General features: G+C 44.1%; 14 protein-coding genes. 11 read left to right on the top strand and 3 right to left on the bottom strand.

The genetic code is table 11. From position 1 onward, the window contains the following. Nucleotides 1–35: 35 nt before the first annotated feature. From ilvD to WKT01_RS12015, 8 genes are all read left to right on the top strand, one after another. Nucleotides 36–1,784, top strand: a complete 1,749-nt coding sequence (gene ilvD / locus WKT01_RS12050) for a dihydroxy-acid dehydratase (protein ID WP_340312518.1) — start codon at nucleotides 36–38, stop codon at nucleotides 1,782–1,784. Nucleotides 1,785–2,153: 369 nt separating this feature from the next. After that, the gene (locus tag WKT01_RS12045) at nucleotides 2,154–4,199 is read left to right on the top strand and encodes a DHH family phosphoesterase (RefSeq protein ID WP_059066342.1); all 2,046 of its coding nucleotides are present in this window, start codon (nucleotides 2,154–2,156) and stop codon (nucleotides 4,197–4,199) included. 1 nt (nucleotide 4,200) lies between these two features. Further along, on the top strand, nucleotides 4,201–4,650 hold the full coding sequence (rplI, locus tag WKT01_RS12040; protein WP_059066343.1) for a 50S ribosomal protein L9: 450 nt from the start codon (nucleotides 4,201–4,203) through the stop codon (nucleotides 4,648–4,650). Nucleotides 4,651–4,674: 24 nt separating this feature from the next. Continuing rightward, nucleotides 4,675–6,024 (top strand): replicative DNA helicase, encoded by a 1,350-nt coding sequence (gene dnaB, locus WKT01_RS12035; protein ID WP_059066344.1) that lies wholly within the window; start codon nucleotides 4,675–4,677, stop codon nucleotides 6,022–6,024. 221 nt (nucleotides 6,025–6,245) lie between these two features. Further along, complete coding sequence (locus tag WKT01_RS12030) at nucleotides 6,246–8,171, top strand: PfkB family carbohydrate kinase (RefSeq protein WP_340312516.1); 1,926 nt, start codon at nucleotides 6,246–6,248, stop codon at nucleotides 8,169–8,171. A gap of 2 nt (nucleotides 8,172–8,173) precedes the next feature. After that, nucleotides 8,174–9,091, top strand: a complete 918-nt coding sequence (gene rbsK, locus WKT01_RS12025) for a ribokinase (RefSeq protein ID WP_340312514.1) — start codon at nucleotides 8,174–8,176, stop codon at nucleotides 9,089–9,091. After that, entirely contained in the window at nucleotides 9,084–9,800 is a 717-nt protein-coding gene (locus tag WKT01_RS12020) for a BCCT family transporter (RefSeq protein WP_340312512.1), read from the top strand. Before rbsK ends, WKT01_RS12020 begins: the two co-directional genes overlap by 8 nt. After that, a complete protein-coding gene (locus tag WKT01_RS12015; protein ID WP_340312511.1) occupies nucleotides 9,800–10,921 on the top strand; it encodes an MFS transporter in 1,122 nt (373 codons plus the stop codon). The genes WKT01_RS12020 and WKT01_RS12015 overlap by 1 nt, the downstream gene beginning before the upstream one ends. 109 nt (nucleotides 10,922–11,030) lie before the next feature. Here the strand turns inward: WKT01_RS12015 and WKT01_RS12010 are convergent, their stop codons facing one another. Next, a complete protein-coding gene (locus WKT01_RS12010; RefSeq protein WP_117975839.1) occupies nucleotides 11,031–11,633 on the bottom strand; it encodes a helix-turn-helix domain-containing protein in 603 nt (200 codons plus the stop codon). Nucleotides 11,634–11,818: 185 nt separating this feature from the next. After that, the gene (locus tag WKT01_RS12005; RefSeq protein WP_117975840.1) at nucleotides 11,819–12,760 is read right to left on the bottom strand and encodes a hypothetical protein; all 942 of its coding nucleotides are present in this window, start codon (nucleotides 12,758–12,760) and stop codon (nucleotides 11,819–11,821) included. A 152-nt stretch (nucleotides 12,761–12,912) separates the two neighbouring features. Here WKT01_RS12005 and WKT01_RS12000 point away from each other — a divergent pair, with 152 nt between their 5' ends. From WKT01_RS12000 to WKT01_RS11990, 3 genes are all read left to right on the top strand, one after another. Further along, a complete protein-coding gene (locus WKT01_RS12000) occupies nucleotides 12,913–13,716 on the top strand; it encodes a hypothetical protein (protein WP_270395089.1) in 804 nt (267 codons plus the stop codon). Nucleotides 13,717–13,853: 137 nt separating this feature from the next. Next, complete coding sequence (locus WKT01_RS11995; protein ID WP_270395088.1) at nucleotides 13,854–14,528, top strand: hypothetical protein; 675 nt, start codon at nucleotides 13,854–13,856, stop codon at nucleotides 14,526–14,528. Next, nucleotides 14,491–15,570: a hypothetical protein gene (locus WKT01_RS11990; protein WP_147337207.1), complete on the top strand. Its 1,080-nt coding sequence runs from the start codon at nucleotides 14,491–14,493 to the stop codon at nucleotides 15,568–15,570. Before WKT01_RS11995 ends, WKT01_RS11990 begins: the two co-directional genes overlap by 38 nt. Nucleotides 15,571–15,670: 100 nt before the next feature. Here the strand turns inward: WKT01_RS11990 and WKT01_RS11985 are convergent, their stop codons facing one another. Further along, entirely contained in the window at nucleotides 15,671–16,441 is a 771-nt protein-coding gene (locus WKT01_RS11985; protein ID WP_117975844.1) for a MurR/RpiR family transcriptional regulator, read from the bottom strand. Nucleotides 16,442–16,532 lie beyond the last annotated feature (91 nt).

Here is a 16,532-nt window from a genome sequence, read left to right as displayed (position 1 = left end):
AGGGAAATAAGGCAGGAGGTTTAGAAGAAAGACACATGGAATTAGTAAGTCAGAAAATGAGGAAGTTAGCTCCCGAATTAGATCCGCTGCGGATCGGAACAGGCTGGAAAAAGGAGGAGCTGGATAAACCACAGATCATAATTGAAAGCACTTTTGGAGACAGCCATCCGGGAAGCGGACATCTTGACAAGCTGGTAGAACAGGTACAGCGTGGTGTCCAGGATGAAGGAGGCAAAGGAGCGCGCTACTTCTGTACAGATATCTGTGATGGAGAGAGTCAGGGAACAGACGGTATTAATTATAGTCTTGCAAGCCGTGAAATCATTGCGGATATGATAGAGATCCATGAGAAAGCGACCCCTTTTGACGGCGGTGTTTTTCTTTCCAGCTGTGACAAAGGAATGCCGGGAAATCTGATGGGAATGGCGCGGGTCAATGTGCCGTCTCTGATGGTGACTGGCGGTACTATGAGCGCAGGACCTAACCTTCTGACTCTGGAGCAGCTGGGCATGTACAGCGCGAAATATGAGCGCGGTGAGATCGATGAGGAGACATTTAACTGGGCAAAATGCAACGCTTGCCCAAGCTGCGGCGCATGCAGTTTTATTGGTACGGCGTCAACTATGCAGATCATGGCAGAAGCCTTGGGACTTGCTCTGCCGGGAAGCGCTCTGCTTCCGGCGACCAGCCCAGATCTGCTGGAATATGCGTACCGCGCCGGCAGACAGGCAGTGCGCCTTGCATTGGCAGGATTAAAGCCGTCTGATATTGTGACAGAGAAGAGCTTTGAAAATGCGATCCTCGTACATGCAGCTATTTCTGGAAGTACGAATGCACTTTTACATGTACCGGCGCTGGCACATGAGTATGGGCTGGAGATTACAGGTGAGACCTTTGACCGGCTGCACAGGGGCGCTCATTATCTTCTGGATCTGCGTCCGGCAGGACGCTGGCCGGCAGAATTCTTCTACTATGCAGGCGGCGTGCCGGCTATTATGGAAGAGATCAAAGATATGCTGCATCTGGATGTGATGACTGTGACAGGAAAAACACTGGGTGAAAATCTGGAAGAACTGCGTCAGAATGGCTTTTATGAAAAATGTCAGAAATGGCTGGAGCAGGCAAATGAGAAATATGGCATATCTCTGACGAAAGAAGATATTATCCGGCCTTACGATCAGGCAATCGGAACAGAAGGCAGCATTGCCATTTTAAAAGGAAATCTGGCTCCGGAAGGGGCGGTGATCAAGCATACCGCCTGCCCGAAAGAGATGTTCGAGGCTACACTGTATGCTCGTCCTTTTGACAGTGAGGAAGAATGTTTGGATGCCGTACTGCATCATAAAGTACAAAAGGGAGACGCGGTTATGATCCGATATGAAGGACCGAAAGCCAGCGGTATGCCGGAAATGTTCTATACATCAGAAGCAATCAGTTCAGACGCAGAACTGGGAAAAAGCATTGCCCTTATCACAGACGGACGTTTTTCTGGGGCATCTACAGGTCCCGTAATTGGACACTGCAGTCCTGAAGCAGCGGACGGCGGTCCGATTGCACTGGTAGAGGAAGGCGACCTGATCTACATTAACGTGCAGGAGAGAAAACTGGAGATCGTAGGAATAAAAGGAGAACGCCGTACTCCAGAGGAGATCGACGATATCCTGGCAGAGCGCCGCGCAAAATGGACGCGCCGTGAGCGTAAGTATAAAAGCGGCGTACTTCGGATGTTCAGCGAGCATGCAGCTTCTACAATGAAGGGAGCATATCTGGAGTTTGATGATTAGAGAAAAGTTCTTTTGGTAGGATATAGCGTATATTTTACAGACACTTACGGGAATGACAGCTGTGAGTGTCTGTTTTTTTGTGCGTTCTGGGAATCAACTTGTGTAGGTGCGTGATAATAAAAGAAAAAGGAGTGCTGTTATGGTACAGATTAATAAGAGAGCATCGGCTCCCTTTTGAATTGTCAGCAGAGCCCTTGAAAGGGAATTTATCTGGCTTTGGAATCGGTTATGACGAAAAAGTAGAATAATTATAAAAAAGGTGGTATAATAGGAGCACTTGGCAGGAGACTGCCTGTATGGGGAGCAGCGGCGGACTTTGAAGAAGAAAGGCGCCGGTAAAATGTCTGTACTTGAAATGAGGAAGGAACAATGAAGAAAAATAAGATGCGTTTAAAAGGGCAGCTTAGGATGTATATGCGCTGGCCGCTGATCATGACGATCCTATTGCTTGCTATGGACATATGGATGTATGTGATAGACAAAAAAGCCGGAGTGATGCTGTCTATATTTATCATAATCTATTTTGTGATCGCAGGTGTGCTGTATTTTTACAATCGTTCTCTTATACTGGCTGATCTGATCCAGTTTTCTACACAGTATAAAGGCATACAAAATACACTTTTAAAGGAACTGGCTCTTCCGTATGCGATCGCATTGGAGGATGGAAGGATACTCTGGAAAAATGACAGCTTTGCGGCGCTTGTAGAGAGCAGGAAACGAGAGCAGTATTTAAATAAGATCATTCCAGAACTAAACAGAGGTGTGTTTCCTAAGGATGATATAGAGCACGTGGAACTGGAAGTTGCTTTTAAAGAAAGAAACTATCAGGCGGTACTTAAGAGAGTTTCGCTGGAAGGCTTTAGTAAAACAGAACAGCTTTTGCAGCTGCCGGAAGAAAAAGAGTATTTTATCGCCGTATATTTAAAGGATGTCACCGAACTGAATGCATATATCAAGGAAAATGAAGAACAGCGGTTGATTGCCGGCCTGATCTATATTGATAATTATGACGAAGTGATGGAAAGTGTGGAGGAAGTGCGTCAGTCTCTATTGGTCGCGCTGATCGACAGGAAGATCAATAAATATATCGGAGATCTTGACGGTATTGTTAAAAAACTGGAAAAGGATAAGTATTTTATTGTCATTAAAAAGAAAAGCTACAGGCAGATAGAGGCAGACAAATTTTCTCTTTTAGAAGAAGTAAAACAGGTCAATATTGGAAATTCCCGCTGTGCGACTTTAAGTATTGGGTTGGGATTAAATACTGCGACCTATGCGCAAAGTTATAATTACGCACGTGTTGCGATCGATCTTGCACTCGCCAGAGGCGGGGATCAGGCGGTTATTAAAGACTGCCGCGGCATTACGTATTTTGGAGGCAAGAAGGAGCAGACGGCAAAGAATACCCGCGTGAAAGCCCGAGTCAAAGCAGAGGCGCTAAGGGAATTTATAGAAGCCAATGATCAGGTCATTGTCATGGGACATAAGATCGCCGATGCGGATTCTTTCGGCGCCTGCATGGGTATCTACCGTGCTGTCGTAAGTCTGGAAAAGAAGGCACATGTCGTCATCAATGAAGTGACAAGTTCTATTCGTCCGCTCTATGATGAGATTGCAGAGAGTCCGTCTTACGAGGATGATATTTTCCTGACATCCGAACAGGCGCTGGACTGCATTTCAGATAATACGATGGTTATTGTAGTGGATACGAATAAGCCGCAGATGACAGAATGTCCGGAACTTTTGAAGCGTTCCAGGATGACAGCGGTATTAGATCATCACCGGCAAAGCAGCAATATTATCGAGAATGCGGTATTGTCTTATGTGGAGCCGTACTCCTCGTCTACTTGTGAAATGGTAGCGGAAGTACTGCAGTATATGGTAGATGATATTAGATTTCCGTCGGTGGAGGCGGACTGTCTGTACGCAGGTATTATGATCGATACACGAAACTTTATGAACCGGACAGGCGTGCGCACATTTGAGGCAGCGGCTTTTCTCAGGAGATGCGGAGCGGATATTACAAGAGTACGTAAGATGTTCCGTGATGACATGGCATCCTACCGGGCGAAAGCGGAGGCTGTCAGACAAGCAGAGGTATATCGGAAAGAATATGCCATCGCGGTATGTCCAAGTAATATAGACAGTCCTACCGTACTTGCGGCGCAGGCAGCGAATGAACTGCTGGATATAGGCGGTATTAAGGCATCCTTTGTGCTTACAGTATACGAAGGGAAGATTTATTTAAGCTGCCGTTCCATAGATGAAGTGAACGTGCAGATCATTGCAGAAAAACTGGGCGGAGGCGGACACATCAATGCTGCGGGCGCGCAGTTTGAGCATACAGATATAGACGAGGCAGTCAGTGCCTTGAAAGAGACAATAGACCAGATGATTGAGGAAGGAGATATTTAAAATGAAAGTAATTTTACTGCAGGATGTGAAATCTCTTGGAAAAAAAGGAGAGATTGTCAATGTGAACGACGGATATGCCAGAAATTTTATTCTGCCTAAAAAAATGGGAGTGGAAGCTACAGGAAAGAACCTAAATGACCTGAAACTTCAGAAGAACAATGAGGAAAAAGTGGCAAAAGAACATTTAGAAGCTGCGAAGGAACTGGGGGCGAAGATAGCAGCGGGAAAGGTAACACTGCAGATCAAAGTCGGGGAAGGCGGAAGAACTTTTGGCTCCGTATCCAGCAAAGAGATCGCAGCAGCGGCAAAAGAACAGATGGGACTGGATATTGATAAAAAGAAGATTCAGCTCAAGGAGACGATCAAGATGCTTGGCACGCATATTGTGCCGGTGAAACTACACCCGCAGGTGACGGCGGAATTAAAGGTTGTTGTGACAGAGGAAAATTGACAGGTACAGTAAGGAGATACATGCATTATGGAAGCAGCCATAAAGAGAATACTTCCGCATAGTGCGGAAGCGGAGCAGGCAGTTGTCGGTGCCATGTTGATGAACAAAGACGCGATTATCGCGGCTTCCGAGATCGTGACCGGCGACGACTTCTATCAATCAGCATATGGGATCCTGTTTGACGCTATGGTGGAATTGTTTCAGGCAGGGAAGCCGGTAGATCTGATCACCCTGCAGGAACACTTAAAAGAAAAGAATGTACCGCCGGAAGTAAGTGGGATGGAATTCGTCAGAGAGCTGATCGCAAATGTACAGACCTCTGCCAATGTGAAATACTATGCGCAGATCGTGCAGGAAAAGTCGATCTTGAGAAAGATGATAAAGATCAATGAAGAGATCGCCAATACCTGTTACCTGGAAAATCAACCGTTAGAAACGATTCTGGAACGGGCGGAAAAAGGGATCTTTGAGCTTGCGGAGCATGGAAGTGTACAGGAATACACACCGATCAAGCAAGTTGTGCTCAATGCGCTGGACGTCATAGAAAAGGCTTCTAAGACAAAGGGCACCGTGACAGGGATTCCAACAGGTTTTATTGATCTGGACTACAAATTGTCGGGTCTGCAGCGTTCTGACCTGGTTCTGATCGCAGCCCGTCCTTCTATGGGGAAGACGGCGTTTGTACTGAATATCGCGCAGCATGTGGCTTTCAGGCAAAATCTTGCTGTTGCTATCTTCAGTTTGGAGATGTCAAAAGAACAGCTGGTAAACCGTTTGTTTTCATTGGAGTCCCATGTAGATGCGCAGGTGTTGCGTACGGGGAATCTAAAGGATACAGACTGGGAAAAGCTGATCGAAGGGGCCGGTACGATTGGAAAATCCAAAATGATCATCGATGACACATCAGGCATATCTATTGCAGAGATGCGTTCAAAGTGCCGCAAATATAAGCTGGAGATGGGGTTGGATCTGATCATCATCGACTACCTTCAGCTGATGAGCGGAAGCGGTGGGAGAAGCAATGAGAGCCGCCAGCAGGAGATTTCGGAAATCTCCCGTTCTTTGAAGGGTCTGGCTAGGGAACTCAATGTCCCGGTCATTGCGCTGTCACAGCTGAGCCGGGCGGTGGAGCAAAGAACAGATAAGCGTCCCATGCTTTCGGATCTGCGTGAGTCTGGGGCGATTGAGCAGGATGCGGACGTATGTATGTTTATTTACAGAGAAGATTACTATATTCCGGATACAGAAGATAAAAATATTGCAGAGATCATCATTGCGAAGCAGCGCAACGGCCCGGTAGGAACCGTGCGGCTTGCCTGGATGCCGCAGTACACGAGATTTGGGAATGAACTGCGGCAGCAGGATCGTATGTGAAAAAAGTACAGCTGACAGAGTGCGAACTTGTCGGCTGTGCTTTTTATTTTACGAAAAAATGTACGAAAAATATTAGCGAAAATATTATAGTAATGACTGAAAAGTTGTGTGATTTGTCGGAAAATACTTTCGTTATTTGCAGATATTGCAATATAAACTGCGCAATAATATAATCGGAATTGTTAAAAGACAATAAAAATTTTAACGGAAAAGGATACAAAATGAATATTCAGGAAATTGCAAAACTGGCTGGTGTTTCGGTCTCAACTGTATCGAAAGTGATGAATGGAAAAGACAAAGATATCAGTGAAAAAACAAGGAAAAGAGTTTTACAGATCATTAAAGATAATAGTTATATGCCTTATGCGAAATATAGAGCGAAGGAAGGATTGATCAATCGATTTATCGGTTTGATCATTGAGAAAAATAATCCGTATTACGCAGAACTGATAGCGTTTGTAGAAGAAGCACTCCGTGTACGTGATTTTTATCTTATTGTTTATACGATAGATTCTAGTGAAGAAGAAATCGAAAAAACTCTCAATGAATTACAGAAGCGAGGTGTGCCGGGGGTCATCATAGACAGTCCAAAGGTGATCCTAAGCAGTACGGAAGAATGTAAACTGGTTTACTTAGCTCACACAGGGAACTTTGAAAGCGAGCAGAAAAATACATTTTACTATCGTTGTTATGATGCCGGAAGACTTGCGGCGAAAACGCTTTTTGAAGCGGGGCATCAGAAAATCAGCTGTATGCTTCTGGAAACAGAAAAAACGATATTGGATGGTGTGGAAGCTGTTTCCAGAGAAAGAAACCATCGAAAAGAGTTTATTACTTCATACATTGCAAATTCAAAAGAGGAGATTTATCAAAACGCGCTTGAAATCTGTGTCGGCGACAATGCAACGGCTGTAATTTGTTCAGATGCCGAAATGGCGGGAGCGATTGTCGAGTATGCAAAGAAGATCGGTTTGAAAATACCAGAAGAATGTTCCCTTCTCTGTACAAGAGATCAAGAAGTTTTGAAATATCTTGCGGGAGGGATCTCAGCGATTGATTATCCGATTCATCAGATGGCGGAAGACGCTGTGTCGCATTTATTGAAAATGATAATTGAGAAGCAGGAAAGCGAGATCGCAAGACGATTTTTTCCGGAACTGCATGAGAGAAACAGCATTTGGAATATTTGCGCAGAATCTAAGACGGAAAAGATCATTGTTATTGGAAGTATGAATATGGATAACAGCATTGAAGGCACGCTTACACCTGTAAATGGAGAGACAACGATCGCGACAAATATTCTGATGATGCCGGGCGGCAAAGGCGCCAATCAGGCAGTCGGTGTTGGAAGGCTGGGCGGGGCCTCCTATATGATAGGGAAAATCGGTAAAGATGTTGATGGCAGAAGAATATACAAAAGTCTGATCGACAATAGTGTTCGAACAGAAGGAGTTGAATTTGATGAGCATGCATCCAGTGGCAAAGCATTTGTCCATATTGATAAAAAAGGCGAAAACGCAATTGTCGTATATAGAGGAGCCAATGGAAATCTGGATGAAGCACAATTGAGAAGACATGAGGATCTGTTTAAAAGCGCGAAGTATTGTCTGCTATCTTGTGAGTTATCCGGGGATATTTTAATTGCTGCAAAAAATATATGTAAAATAAATGGTGTTGAAATTATTTTAAAGCCTTCAGCGATAGAAAACATCGGAGAAGATTTTCTTGAAGGAATTGAGTATATTGTTCCAAATGAAAAAGAGATGGAAAGGATTTATCCAACAGACGACCTGAACCTGGAGGAAAGAGCCGAAAAACTTTTAGAACTTGGCGTGAAAAATATAATTGTTACACGCGGCAGACAGGGAGTCTACTTAAAAAATAAGCAGTATTCAAAATATTTTGATAAAAATCCATTTACTGCGATAGATTCGACAGGAGGCGCTGATGCATTTATCAGTGCGATGGCGGTTTCCCTCAGCGAAGGAAGAGATTTGATATATTCAATTGTATATGCATCATATGCAGCCGGTATAACGGTAACACGTTATGGTGTACAGGAAGCACTGCCGGATCGAAAGACAATGCATATCTATCATGATGAAATTGAAAGGCAATATAGAAAGGAAAAGGACGGAGGGGACTGAAAATGAAAAAGATAATGGTACTGGGAAGCTTGAACATGGATTTTGTGATTAGCGTAAAAGAGATGCCCCAGGTCGGTGAAACGATTCTTGGAAAAGATGTTCAGTTGGTTCCGGGCGGAAAAGGAGCGAATCAGGCATATGCTGCTGGTAAATTGGGCGGAAATGTTATGATGATGGGCGCTGTGGGAAAGGATCTGTATGGGGACAAGCTTTTAAATAATTTAAGCCGGGTGCATGTGGATACGAGCGCCATCCAGAAATTGGATGATGTTCCGACAGGCCAGGCGTTTGTATCCGTTTATGACACCGGGGATAATTCCATTATTGTAATACAGGGTTCAAATGGCTGTGTTGATCGAGCAATGGTTGATGCGAATAGGAAATACCTTGATGAATGCGAATACATTATTATGCAGTTGGAGATACCGCTGGAAACAGTTCGATATGTGAAAGATCTGGCGGTGAGCAAAGGAAAGAAAGTGATAATCGATCCGGCGCCGGCAGTGCCAGATCTGCCGGATGAGTTTTGGAAAAATGTTACATTGATCAAGCCGAATGAAACAGAGATCGGAATACTTACAGGGCGAAAAGTTTCTACAGTAGAAGACGCAAAAGAAGCCGCTGAAATTCTCGTGGAAAAAGGGGTTGAGACTGTCATTGTTACATTAGGCGGAGATGGCTGCTTATTGGTAGATAAAAAAAATGAAAAATATTTTCCAGCCAATAAAGTTGAATGTATAGATACAACAGCTGCAGGCGATAGTTTTATTGCATCTCTGGTTGTAGCATTGAGCGAAGGCAAAGATTACGAAAACGCGATCGCATTTGCGCAGAAGGTTTCGGCAATTGTAGTCACAAGACAGGGTGCGCAGACATCTATTCCGTGCAGAACAGAGATACAGGATGGTGAAAATGATTGAAGATCAGAAAGAACGTATTCTTTCCAACTGTGTTTGTGATCTTGGCGTTTTTAACTCTTTATGTAGTAGATGCGAAACGCTTTTATCAACCGTAAACTGGTTTACAGTTGTTCTCTGTACAACAATAGCGGCCGGTTTGATCTTCTGGGGATCTTCAGAGCCGGTGTTTCACCTGATGGCGCCGCCTGAATTTGCAGGTGTTGAACCGGGCACACATGCTTCGGCAGTATTTTCGATGACAACGATGTTTCTGCATTGGACGATCACTCCGTATGCGATATATGGAATACCGGCATTGATGTTTGCAATTGCGGTATACAACGAGAAGAAACCGTTTAGCTTTTCATCTTGTATTTCAGGAGTATTTCCGAAAGCAGGCTCTCCGGCAAGTGCATCCATCATAGATTCTATGTGTGTGTTTGCAACAGTTATGGGAATGATCGCATCCTTAGGCCAGGGAATTCTGAGTATTGCAGGAGGAATTACACAGATCACAGGATATAACAGCACAAAGGCGATGTGGACACTGATCGGTGTTGCGATCGCGATCGTTTTCACATTATCGGCATGTAGTGGTGTGTTGAAAGGAATTAAATGGATCTCCAATATTAATACGGGATTTCTGTTGGCATTGCTGGTCATGGTATTTCTGGCAGGACCTACATCTACATCTTCCCATATTTACAGTATACGTTTTATGACAGCATGATGGCAGAATTGAATTTCACACATACACAGATGGGAAATATCATGTCTGTATATGGAGCATTGAACTTAATTGCTTATTTTATGGGTGGAATTATAGCAGACCGTTTTTCAAGCCGTAAATTGATTACATTTTCATTGGTAGTGACAGGTATTACAGGCTTTTGGTTCGCAACTTTCCCATCGTATATTTCTATGATGGTCATCAGTGTGATCTGGTCATTTACAACAATTTTCACATACTGGCCGGCGGTTATTAAAGCAGTCAATCAGTTGGGAGAAAGTGATGTACAGGGAAGACTTTTTGGATTCCGTGAAGCACCCAACTCTTTGGGAGCATTGATCTTCTCTTCAACAGCAATGTGGATTTTTACAAAGAGTGGAGAAAACTTCAAAAACGTCGTTATTTTCTATAGCGTTGTATACGTAGTGATCGGTATCTTTAGCTTTATCTTCCTTCCACACGACAAGGGGGAAGAGAAGAAGGAAAAAGTAAATCTTTTCGCAGGTTTAGGTTATGTTTTAAAGAGCCCTATGATCTGGACGATCGGATTTGTAATTTTCTTCGGTTACGCAGTGGGTTCTATCATGGGAAGACTTACACCATATTTGACTTCTGTATTTAAGATGGGTGTCACAACAGCAGGAATTGTTGGAATTATCAATACATATGGCGTGGGAAATGTCGGAGCTGTTGCAGGTGGTCTCATTACAGATAAAATGAAATCCTCAACAAGATTCCTTAGATGGTGTTTCGCGATCATGGCAGTTCTCCTCGTTATCTTCGTTGCAGTACCTGGCATCCCATCACTCCTTATGGTTGCTATTATCATGGGACTTTCGATCAGACTTGTGCAGACAGCTGTCAGAGGAGTGTACTTCGTACCATTGGATGAAGCAAAGATTCCGGCTAAATATATGGGAACAGCAGCAGGTGTTGTAAGTGTTATCGGTTTTGCGCCGGACGCATTTTTGTTTACTGTATATGGAAAAATAATTGACAGCATGTCAGAAGTTGCCGGATATAAAGTAATGTTTGGTTCATTGATCGGCTTCTGTGTAGTTGGCTTTGTTTTAACAACTATATTGATAAAAATGTTTAAGAAACGTATTGCAGAAGCATAGATGGCAAGAGTGAGATAAAGCATATGAAATCGTGGGCTGCCGCATTAAAGCGACAGCTCCGTTTTTTTATGATATATACGAACAGCGTGCTTTTTATTCTATATATGGTCTAGGTAAGCATCTTTTTGAACTTCATGAGAGGATTGGCTTTTACAGCTTCTTTGCGGCTTGCCTGCTGCTGACGAATCAGGCAGTCGAGTTTGCGGAAGTGCTCTTCTTCCTGCCGTTCTTTTGCCTGGAAAAGAAAATCCATTTCACGTATCACATCTGTAGTGACAGATCTGCTGATTTCTTTTTTAAGTGTTTCGTTGTTGGCAGACACGACGTCTGTCAGAACATCACCGATCAGAGAGCGTACTTGTTCTAACTGTGTGATCGGAATGACCTCGGCTTCTGTGTCCGTTGATATTGCCGCAGCAGGTAATGCAGATCCTGTCGAGATTTTTTCTTTTTCTGTTTCCGCCTCTTTTAGTTTCATGCGGGTCCTGGTCAGTTCGGGTATCAAAGGTTTTAAATCTTTTAAAAGCATACCTTCATCTTTTAGTTTTTTTATACAGCAAAATAGTTGTATATCCTCTTTGGTATAATATCGGTGTCCCATTTCCGTGCGCCCGATCTTCAGATCCAGTTCTTCTTCCCAGTATCTTAATACATGAGATTCCACTGCAACTTGTTTGGCCGCTTCGGAAATCATAAATCTGACTTCACCCATTCACTATTATACCTCCTTAAAACAATCTGAGAGCATGTCCATCAGTCTGGTACTATTATAGCATAGGAATCCGCGCCATATAGAGGGAATCGTTCGTCAAATTCTGTCAGCAGAGGACAAGAAACGAAACAGGACTCCAAAGAGGCTTGGAGTCCTGTTTCAGACAGTGATAAGAACAGGCAATCTTAACTTTCAGGCGTTTCTGCCGGAGGAACCGGGACTGGTTCAGCCGGTTCGGTATAGCAGGGGGTACAAGATTGGCACTGGGTACATTCGTTTTTTAAGTTTTCCTCATATTTTGGAGGTCCTAATTCTAAGGGTTTGATCTCATAATCCAATAGGTCTCCGGATACAAAATCAAGACATACGCTGTCTTCATCCGGGACTACGCTGCCTTTTGGCACAACAGCTCTTCCGTTGTGTGGGATCAGGTACTGTGAGAAGTATACGCTTTTTATATAGAAGGTGATCCCCACGGTGAGGGAAGGCGTTGTAGTATCAAAATGCAATATTTTCGGGATCGCGATCATATTGAGTCCCTGCTGTAGCGTATTATTGGTCGTGCTGAAACCAATATAGTTGATGGCAGGATCCGCTGTATTGGCGTCCTGGTAAGTCAGACCATAGGGGGCAAAGATCTCAAGTTCTACATTGGAAGGATTGGTGTCCTCGTCGTGATATTGATAGTCCGGAACAGAAGAACCGGAAGCCAGGTATGTCGCCGTTTCGGTCAGGACACTGACCGTACGTTTGGAACAGTCGTAGATGGTTACGGCGAAAGTTACGGCAAGGTTTGTCAGCGTGATAAGGTAACAGTTCGGACGCCCCGGTATCCGTTCTATGGAAGCAGCTGCCCCGCCCTGTGGCGCAAAAGATACATTTAAGACCTGCGCAGAAGCGCTCAGTGGAAGCCCGGCTGTAGGAAGCGTGCCGGTGAGGGGAATCTCGCGGCACAGGTTAATACCGATCTCATCATACACAACGGGCGCCAGCAATGTCAGAGTATCCGCAGTTCCACATATAGGATTTGTGCAGACGTCTATACAGTCGGGATAATTGGCGATACCGCTGCTTACATACCGTTTTTTAGAAGCGCATTTGCAGCCTTTTGGCATATATTTTGGCATAGGAAAAATCCTTTCTCGAATATTTCTTTGGTATAGTTTATGCATAGGAAATCTTTTCGTTCCGGCTTTTCTCTTTGCACAGCAAAAAAATGTGTTTTCTGCATGCCAGGCAGAAAATAGAATATACTTAAAAGAAAACGGGTGTATCAGCCATGAACAGTGTGTATGATCTGCCGGATGGAAGAAAGAGCGTTATATATACAGAAGGGAACCGTATTATGCTGTATACCTTTCCGGTACGCAGAGGAACTTCGGCTTTTGTATTAAAAGACGATTATTTATCGGATCTAACCTCCGTATCTTTTTATGGAATCCTCTATTTTGCTTATATCAATCTTCAAGGGCAGGTGGTCTTTGACGGGATAGGAGAAGGGGAAGAAAAGGTTTTTGCGTATCAAAGCAGACAAGACGGAGGGGGATGGCAGGAGTGGTCTCACCTGGCACTTATTGCAGTGGGAGGGGAACTTTATCTTCTGTATAAGCGATATGAGCCGGAACAGAAGAAATGGGAATTAAGAGGCATGCCGCTTTTTGAGGAAACGAGAAGCTGTAAAATCCTGGAACGGGAGACGGACTTTGTGTATCTGGCGGGAGAAATAGGAAAAAGAAAGATCGTCTGGGTCTTAACAGGTGCGGATCTAGAAGCCTATATCTGGGAAAAACAGCATTTTCGGCTATATAAGGATGAGAAGCAGCGGACGCTGTTGGCAGAGATAAAAGAAGCAGCCGTCAAGGCAGAAGAACAACGAAAAAGAGAACGAAAAGAAGAGGCTGTGCTGCGGGAAAAACTGGAACAGGAAAATGAGATATTAAGAAATAGGTTAAGGGAAACAGAGGAGAATCTACAATATGCAAAAGAAAGATATGATGATCTTGCATCTATCGCAGTGAAATTACAGGAAGCGTGCCGTAGATGGCGGGAAGCATATGGAGGAGAAGAAGAGTGGATGATATGACGTATTTTATATTTTAACGGTATGGAGTTCTTCTGTTTTTAACAGCATTTTGATTGACAAAAATATAAAGGAAGGAATAAAATTAAAACGTATTAATGCTTGTATGTGTATAAACAAAGGAACGAAAGGGGAACAGGATGAAGAAAACAAGGTACGGAAAATGGTCGGTATGTCTGGCAGCTGCCGCTGTGATCCTTACAATGGCTGCCGGCATGACGGCAGACGCAGAAGATGCGGATACACAGAATGATAATATGCAGAAGGCTCCGGGTGAGACGATCTGCAGTGTAGACGGAGTGGGGTATCCTTCTTTGCAGGAGGCAGTGGATGCGGTTTCCGGCAGCGGAGTGGTTGTATTGGAAAAAGCTGTTACGAACTTGAAAACGGCAGATATTGTGACTATACCGGAAGGAAAGGACGTAACTTTTGATATGGCAGGCAAAAGTATTGCCATAGATCCTTCAGATTTCGACGGACGTGTGTTCGTGAATCGAGGAAGTCTGACGATTACGGGAAATGGTACGATCGATACGACAGGGAACGTAAACGGACTTGGTCCGGTAGAAAATTACGGGACGCTTACCATAGAAAATGGCACATATAAAGGCTCCAGAGATACGAATGCTGTAGGTATCTGGAACCGTGCAGGCGGAACGGCATATTTTGAAGGCGGCACCTATGAGAACTTTCCAACGGTGATCCGTACGGCTTTTGGTTCTACAACAGTGATCAGCGGCGGAACGTATACCAACGATCTGTATCCGGCAATTGAAAATGACGGGGGAGATGACGATCACAGGAGGAACATTTAAAAATACATCCTGCAGTTCCTGTGATTCTGTCAGATGGGGCTATACGGTGCGAAATGGTACTGGCGGGCAGGCATCACATCTTGTGATCGAAGAAGCGGCGGCAGGTTCGGTTTCTGTTACAGGCGTACAGGGCGCCTTGGCCAATTCCTGCGGACTTTTGGAAGTAAAGAGCGGTTCTTTTGAAACGATTGCCTGTGCGGCGCATGGAAGTGGTCCTTCTCACTATGCGCTCTATGTAGCGGGAGAACGAGGAGATTCAAAAGCAGTGGTGACAGGCGGCACGTTCCGCTCTGTATCTAAGACGGCTGTCCTGGTAGGAAATGACAATACGAACGGCGACGGTGGGATCAATGCCAACGCCACGACAGAGATAAAAGGCGGTACCTTTATTGCACCGGAAGGAATAAAAGCAGTTACAGGAGCGCCTAAAACAGGAAATCCCAGCGTGACCGGAGGAACATTTTCCAGTGATGTAAGTGAATACATACCGGAAGGGGCAGAGGCAATTCCGAATGAAGACGGTTCTTTTGATGTACATGTCCATCAGATCGTGTATGTGGAAAGCACGAAAGCGGATTGTACACAGGATGGTTACGGAGCCCATTGGGAATGTACGGAATGTAAAAAGTATTTTCGGGATGAAAAGGGCGAAACAGAAATCGATCCGGACAGTATAAAGGAAGCGGCAAAAGGACATACGCTTCAATATGTGGCAGAGAAAAAGGCTACAGAGAAAGAAGCGGGGAACAAAGCGTATTGGCTTTGTTCCGCATGTGGAGGATATTTCCTCGACAAAGAGGGAAAACAGGCAACTACACTGGAAGCGGTTACGATTCCGGCATTAGGAGAACAGAAACCGGGTACAGACGGAAATTCCGGCGCAGTGGGACAGAAGGAAAGGGAACCGGATAAAGATAACGCTCAGTTATCGAAAACTGTGCAGACAGGAGATGCGGCACACCCTATTTTGTGGGTCGCTCTTGCAGTATTGGCAGTAGGCGCCGCAGTGTGTGTGGTGATTATAAAAAGACGCAGGAAGTAAGAAAGATAAGCAACATAAAAAGGGGATGCATATATAAGTGCATCTCCCTTAAATTAGGCGGACCTTCAAACAGATATAAGGACATCTGTTTGAAGGCTTTTTATTTGCTTGTCAGTTTTTCTCCCAGACAGGAGATCAGGATTTCTATAAAGATCATATTTATCGGCTGAAGATCAAAAAAGTAATCAGAGCTAAAAGCCTTTGTAGTCGGAAGCTGTATGAGAAGATCCGTATACTTTTTCATTTTTGTGTTTCCATTCATTGTGATCAGTACGGTATATACTTTCTGTTGGCAGCTTGCTTTGATCGCTTCAAAAATGATCGGTGTCTCACCTTGTGTGGAAAAATACAGATGCAGATCATCAGGGCGTCCTTGGCTGGCAATTTCCGGGATCAGCACATAATCGGTGACCGCTTCGGCGTCGAAATTAATTTTATGGAAACGTTGACGTAATTGTTGGGCAGAGTGTCCGGTACGGTTTAATCCGAATATTTTAACCCGGTTAGCAAGAATTAATTTTTCGGCCAGCAGGTTCACGTCGCTATCGTGTAGGAATTCTCCCATCAGACCAATCGTTTTTTGATAAATATCGGCAATTTCTTCCGTTTTTTCTCGATTTTCTGCTGGCGTATGAAAGGAACCGCCATGGACGTAACGGGAGAAGTCATATTTGAATTCAGAAAAACCATTGTAACCGATCTTCTGGGCAAAGCGTAATATAGCGGATCGGGAAACACCGGTCCATTTAGCAAGATCGTAAATATTACTATGAACGACACGGATAGGGTCAGCAAGGATATAATTGTAAATAACAAAATCGGTCTTGGTAAAATTGTGGGAAGCTAGGTTCATTTTTTCAATAGGGGTCATTTTCTATCCTCATTTCTAAAAATCATATATATGTTAAATATACGTCTTGTTTTTCCTTTTTACAAGAATCTAAAGAGAAAAATCTTTCTTA

Origin of the sequence: Mediterraneibacter sp. ICN-202921 (assembly GCF_037890075.1) — a bacterium.
Classification (GTDB): Bacteria; Bacillota; Clostridia; order Lachnospirales; family Lachnospiraceae; genus Mediterraneibacter; species Mediterraneibacter massiliensis.
Note: the sequence above shows the minus strand (reverse complement) of the source record. Positions and strands in the feature narration are given on the sequence as shown.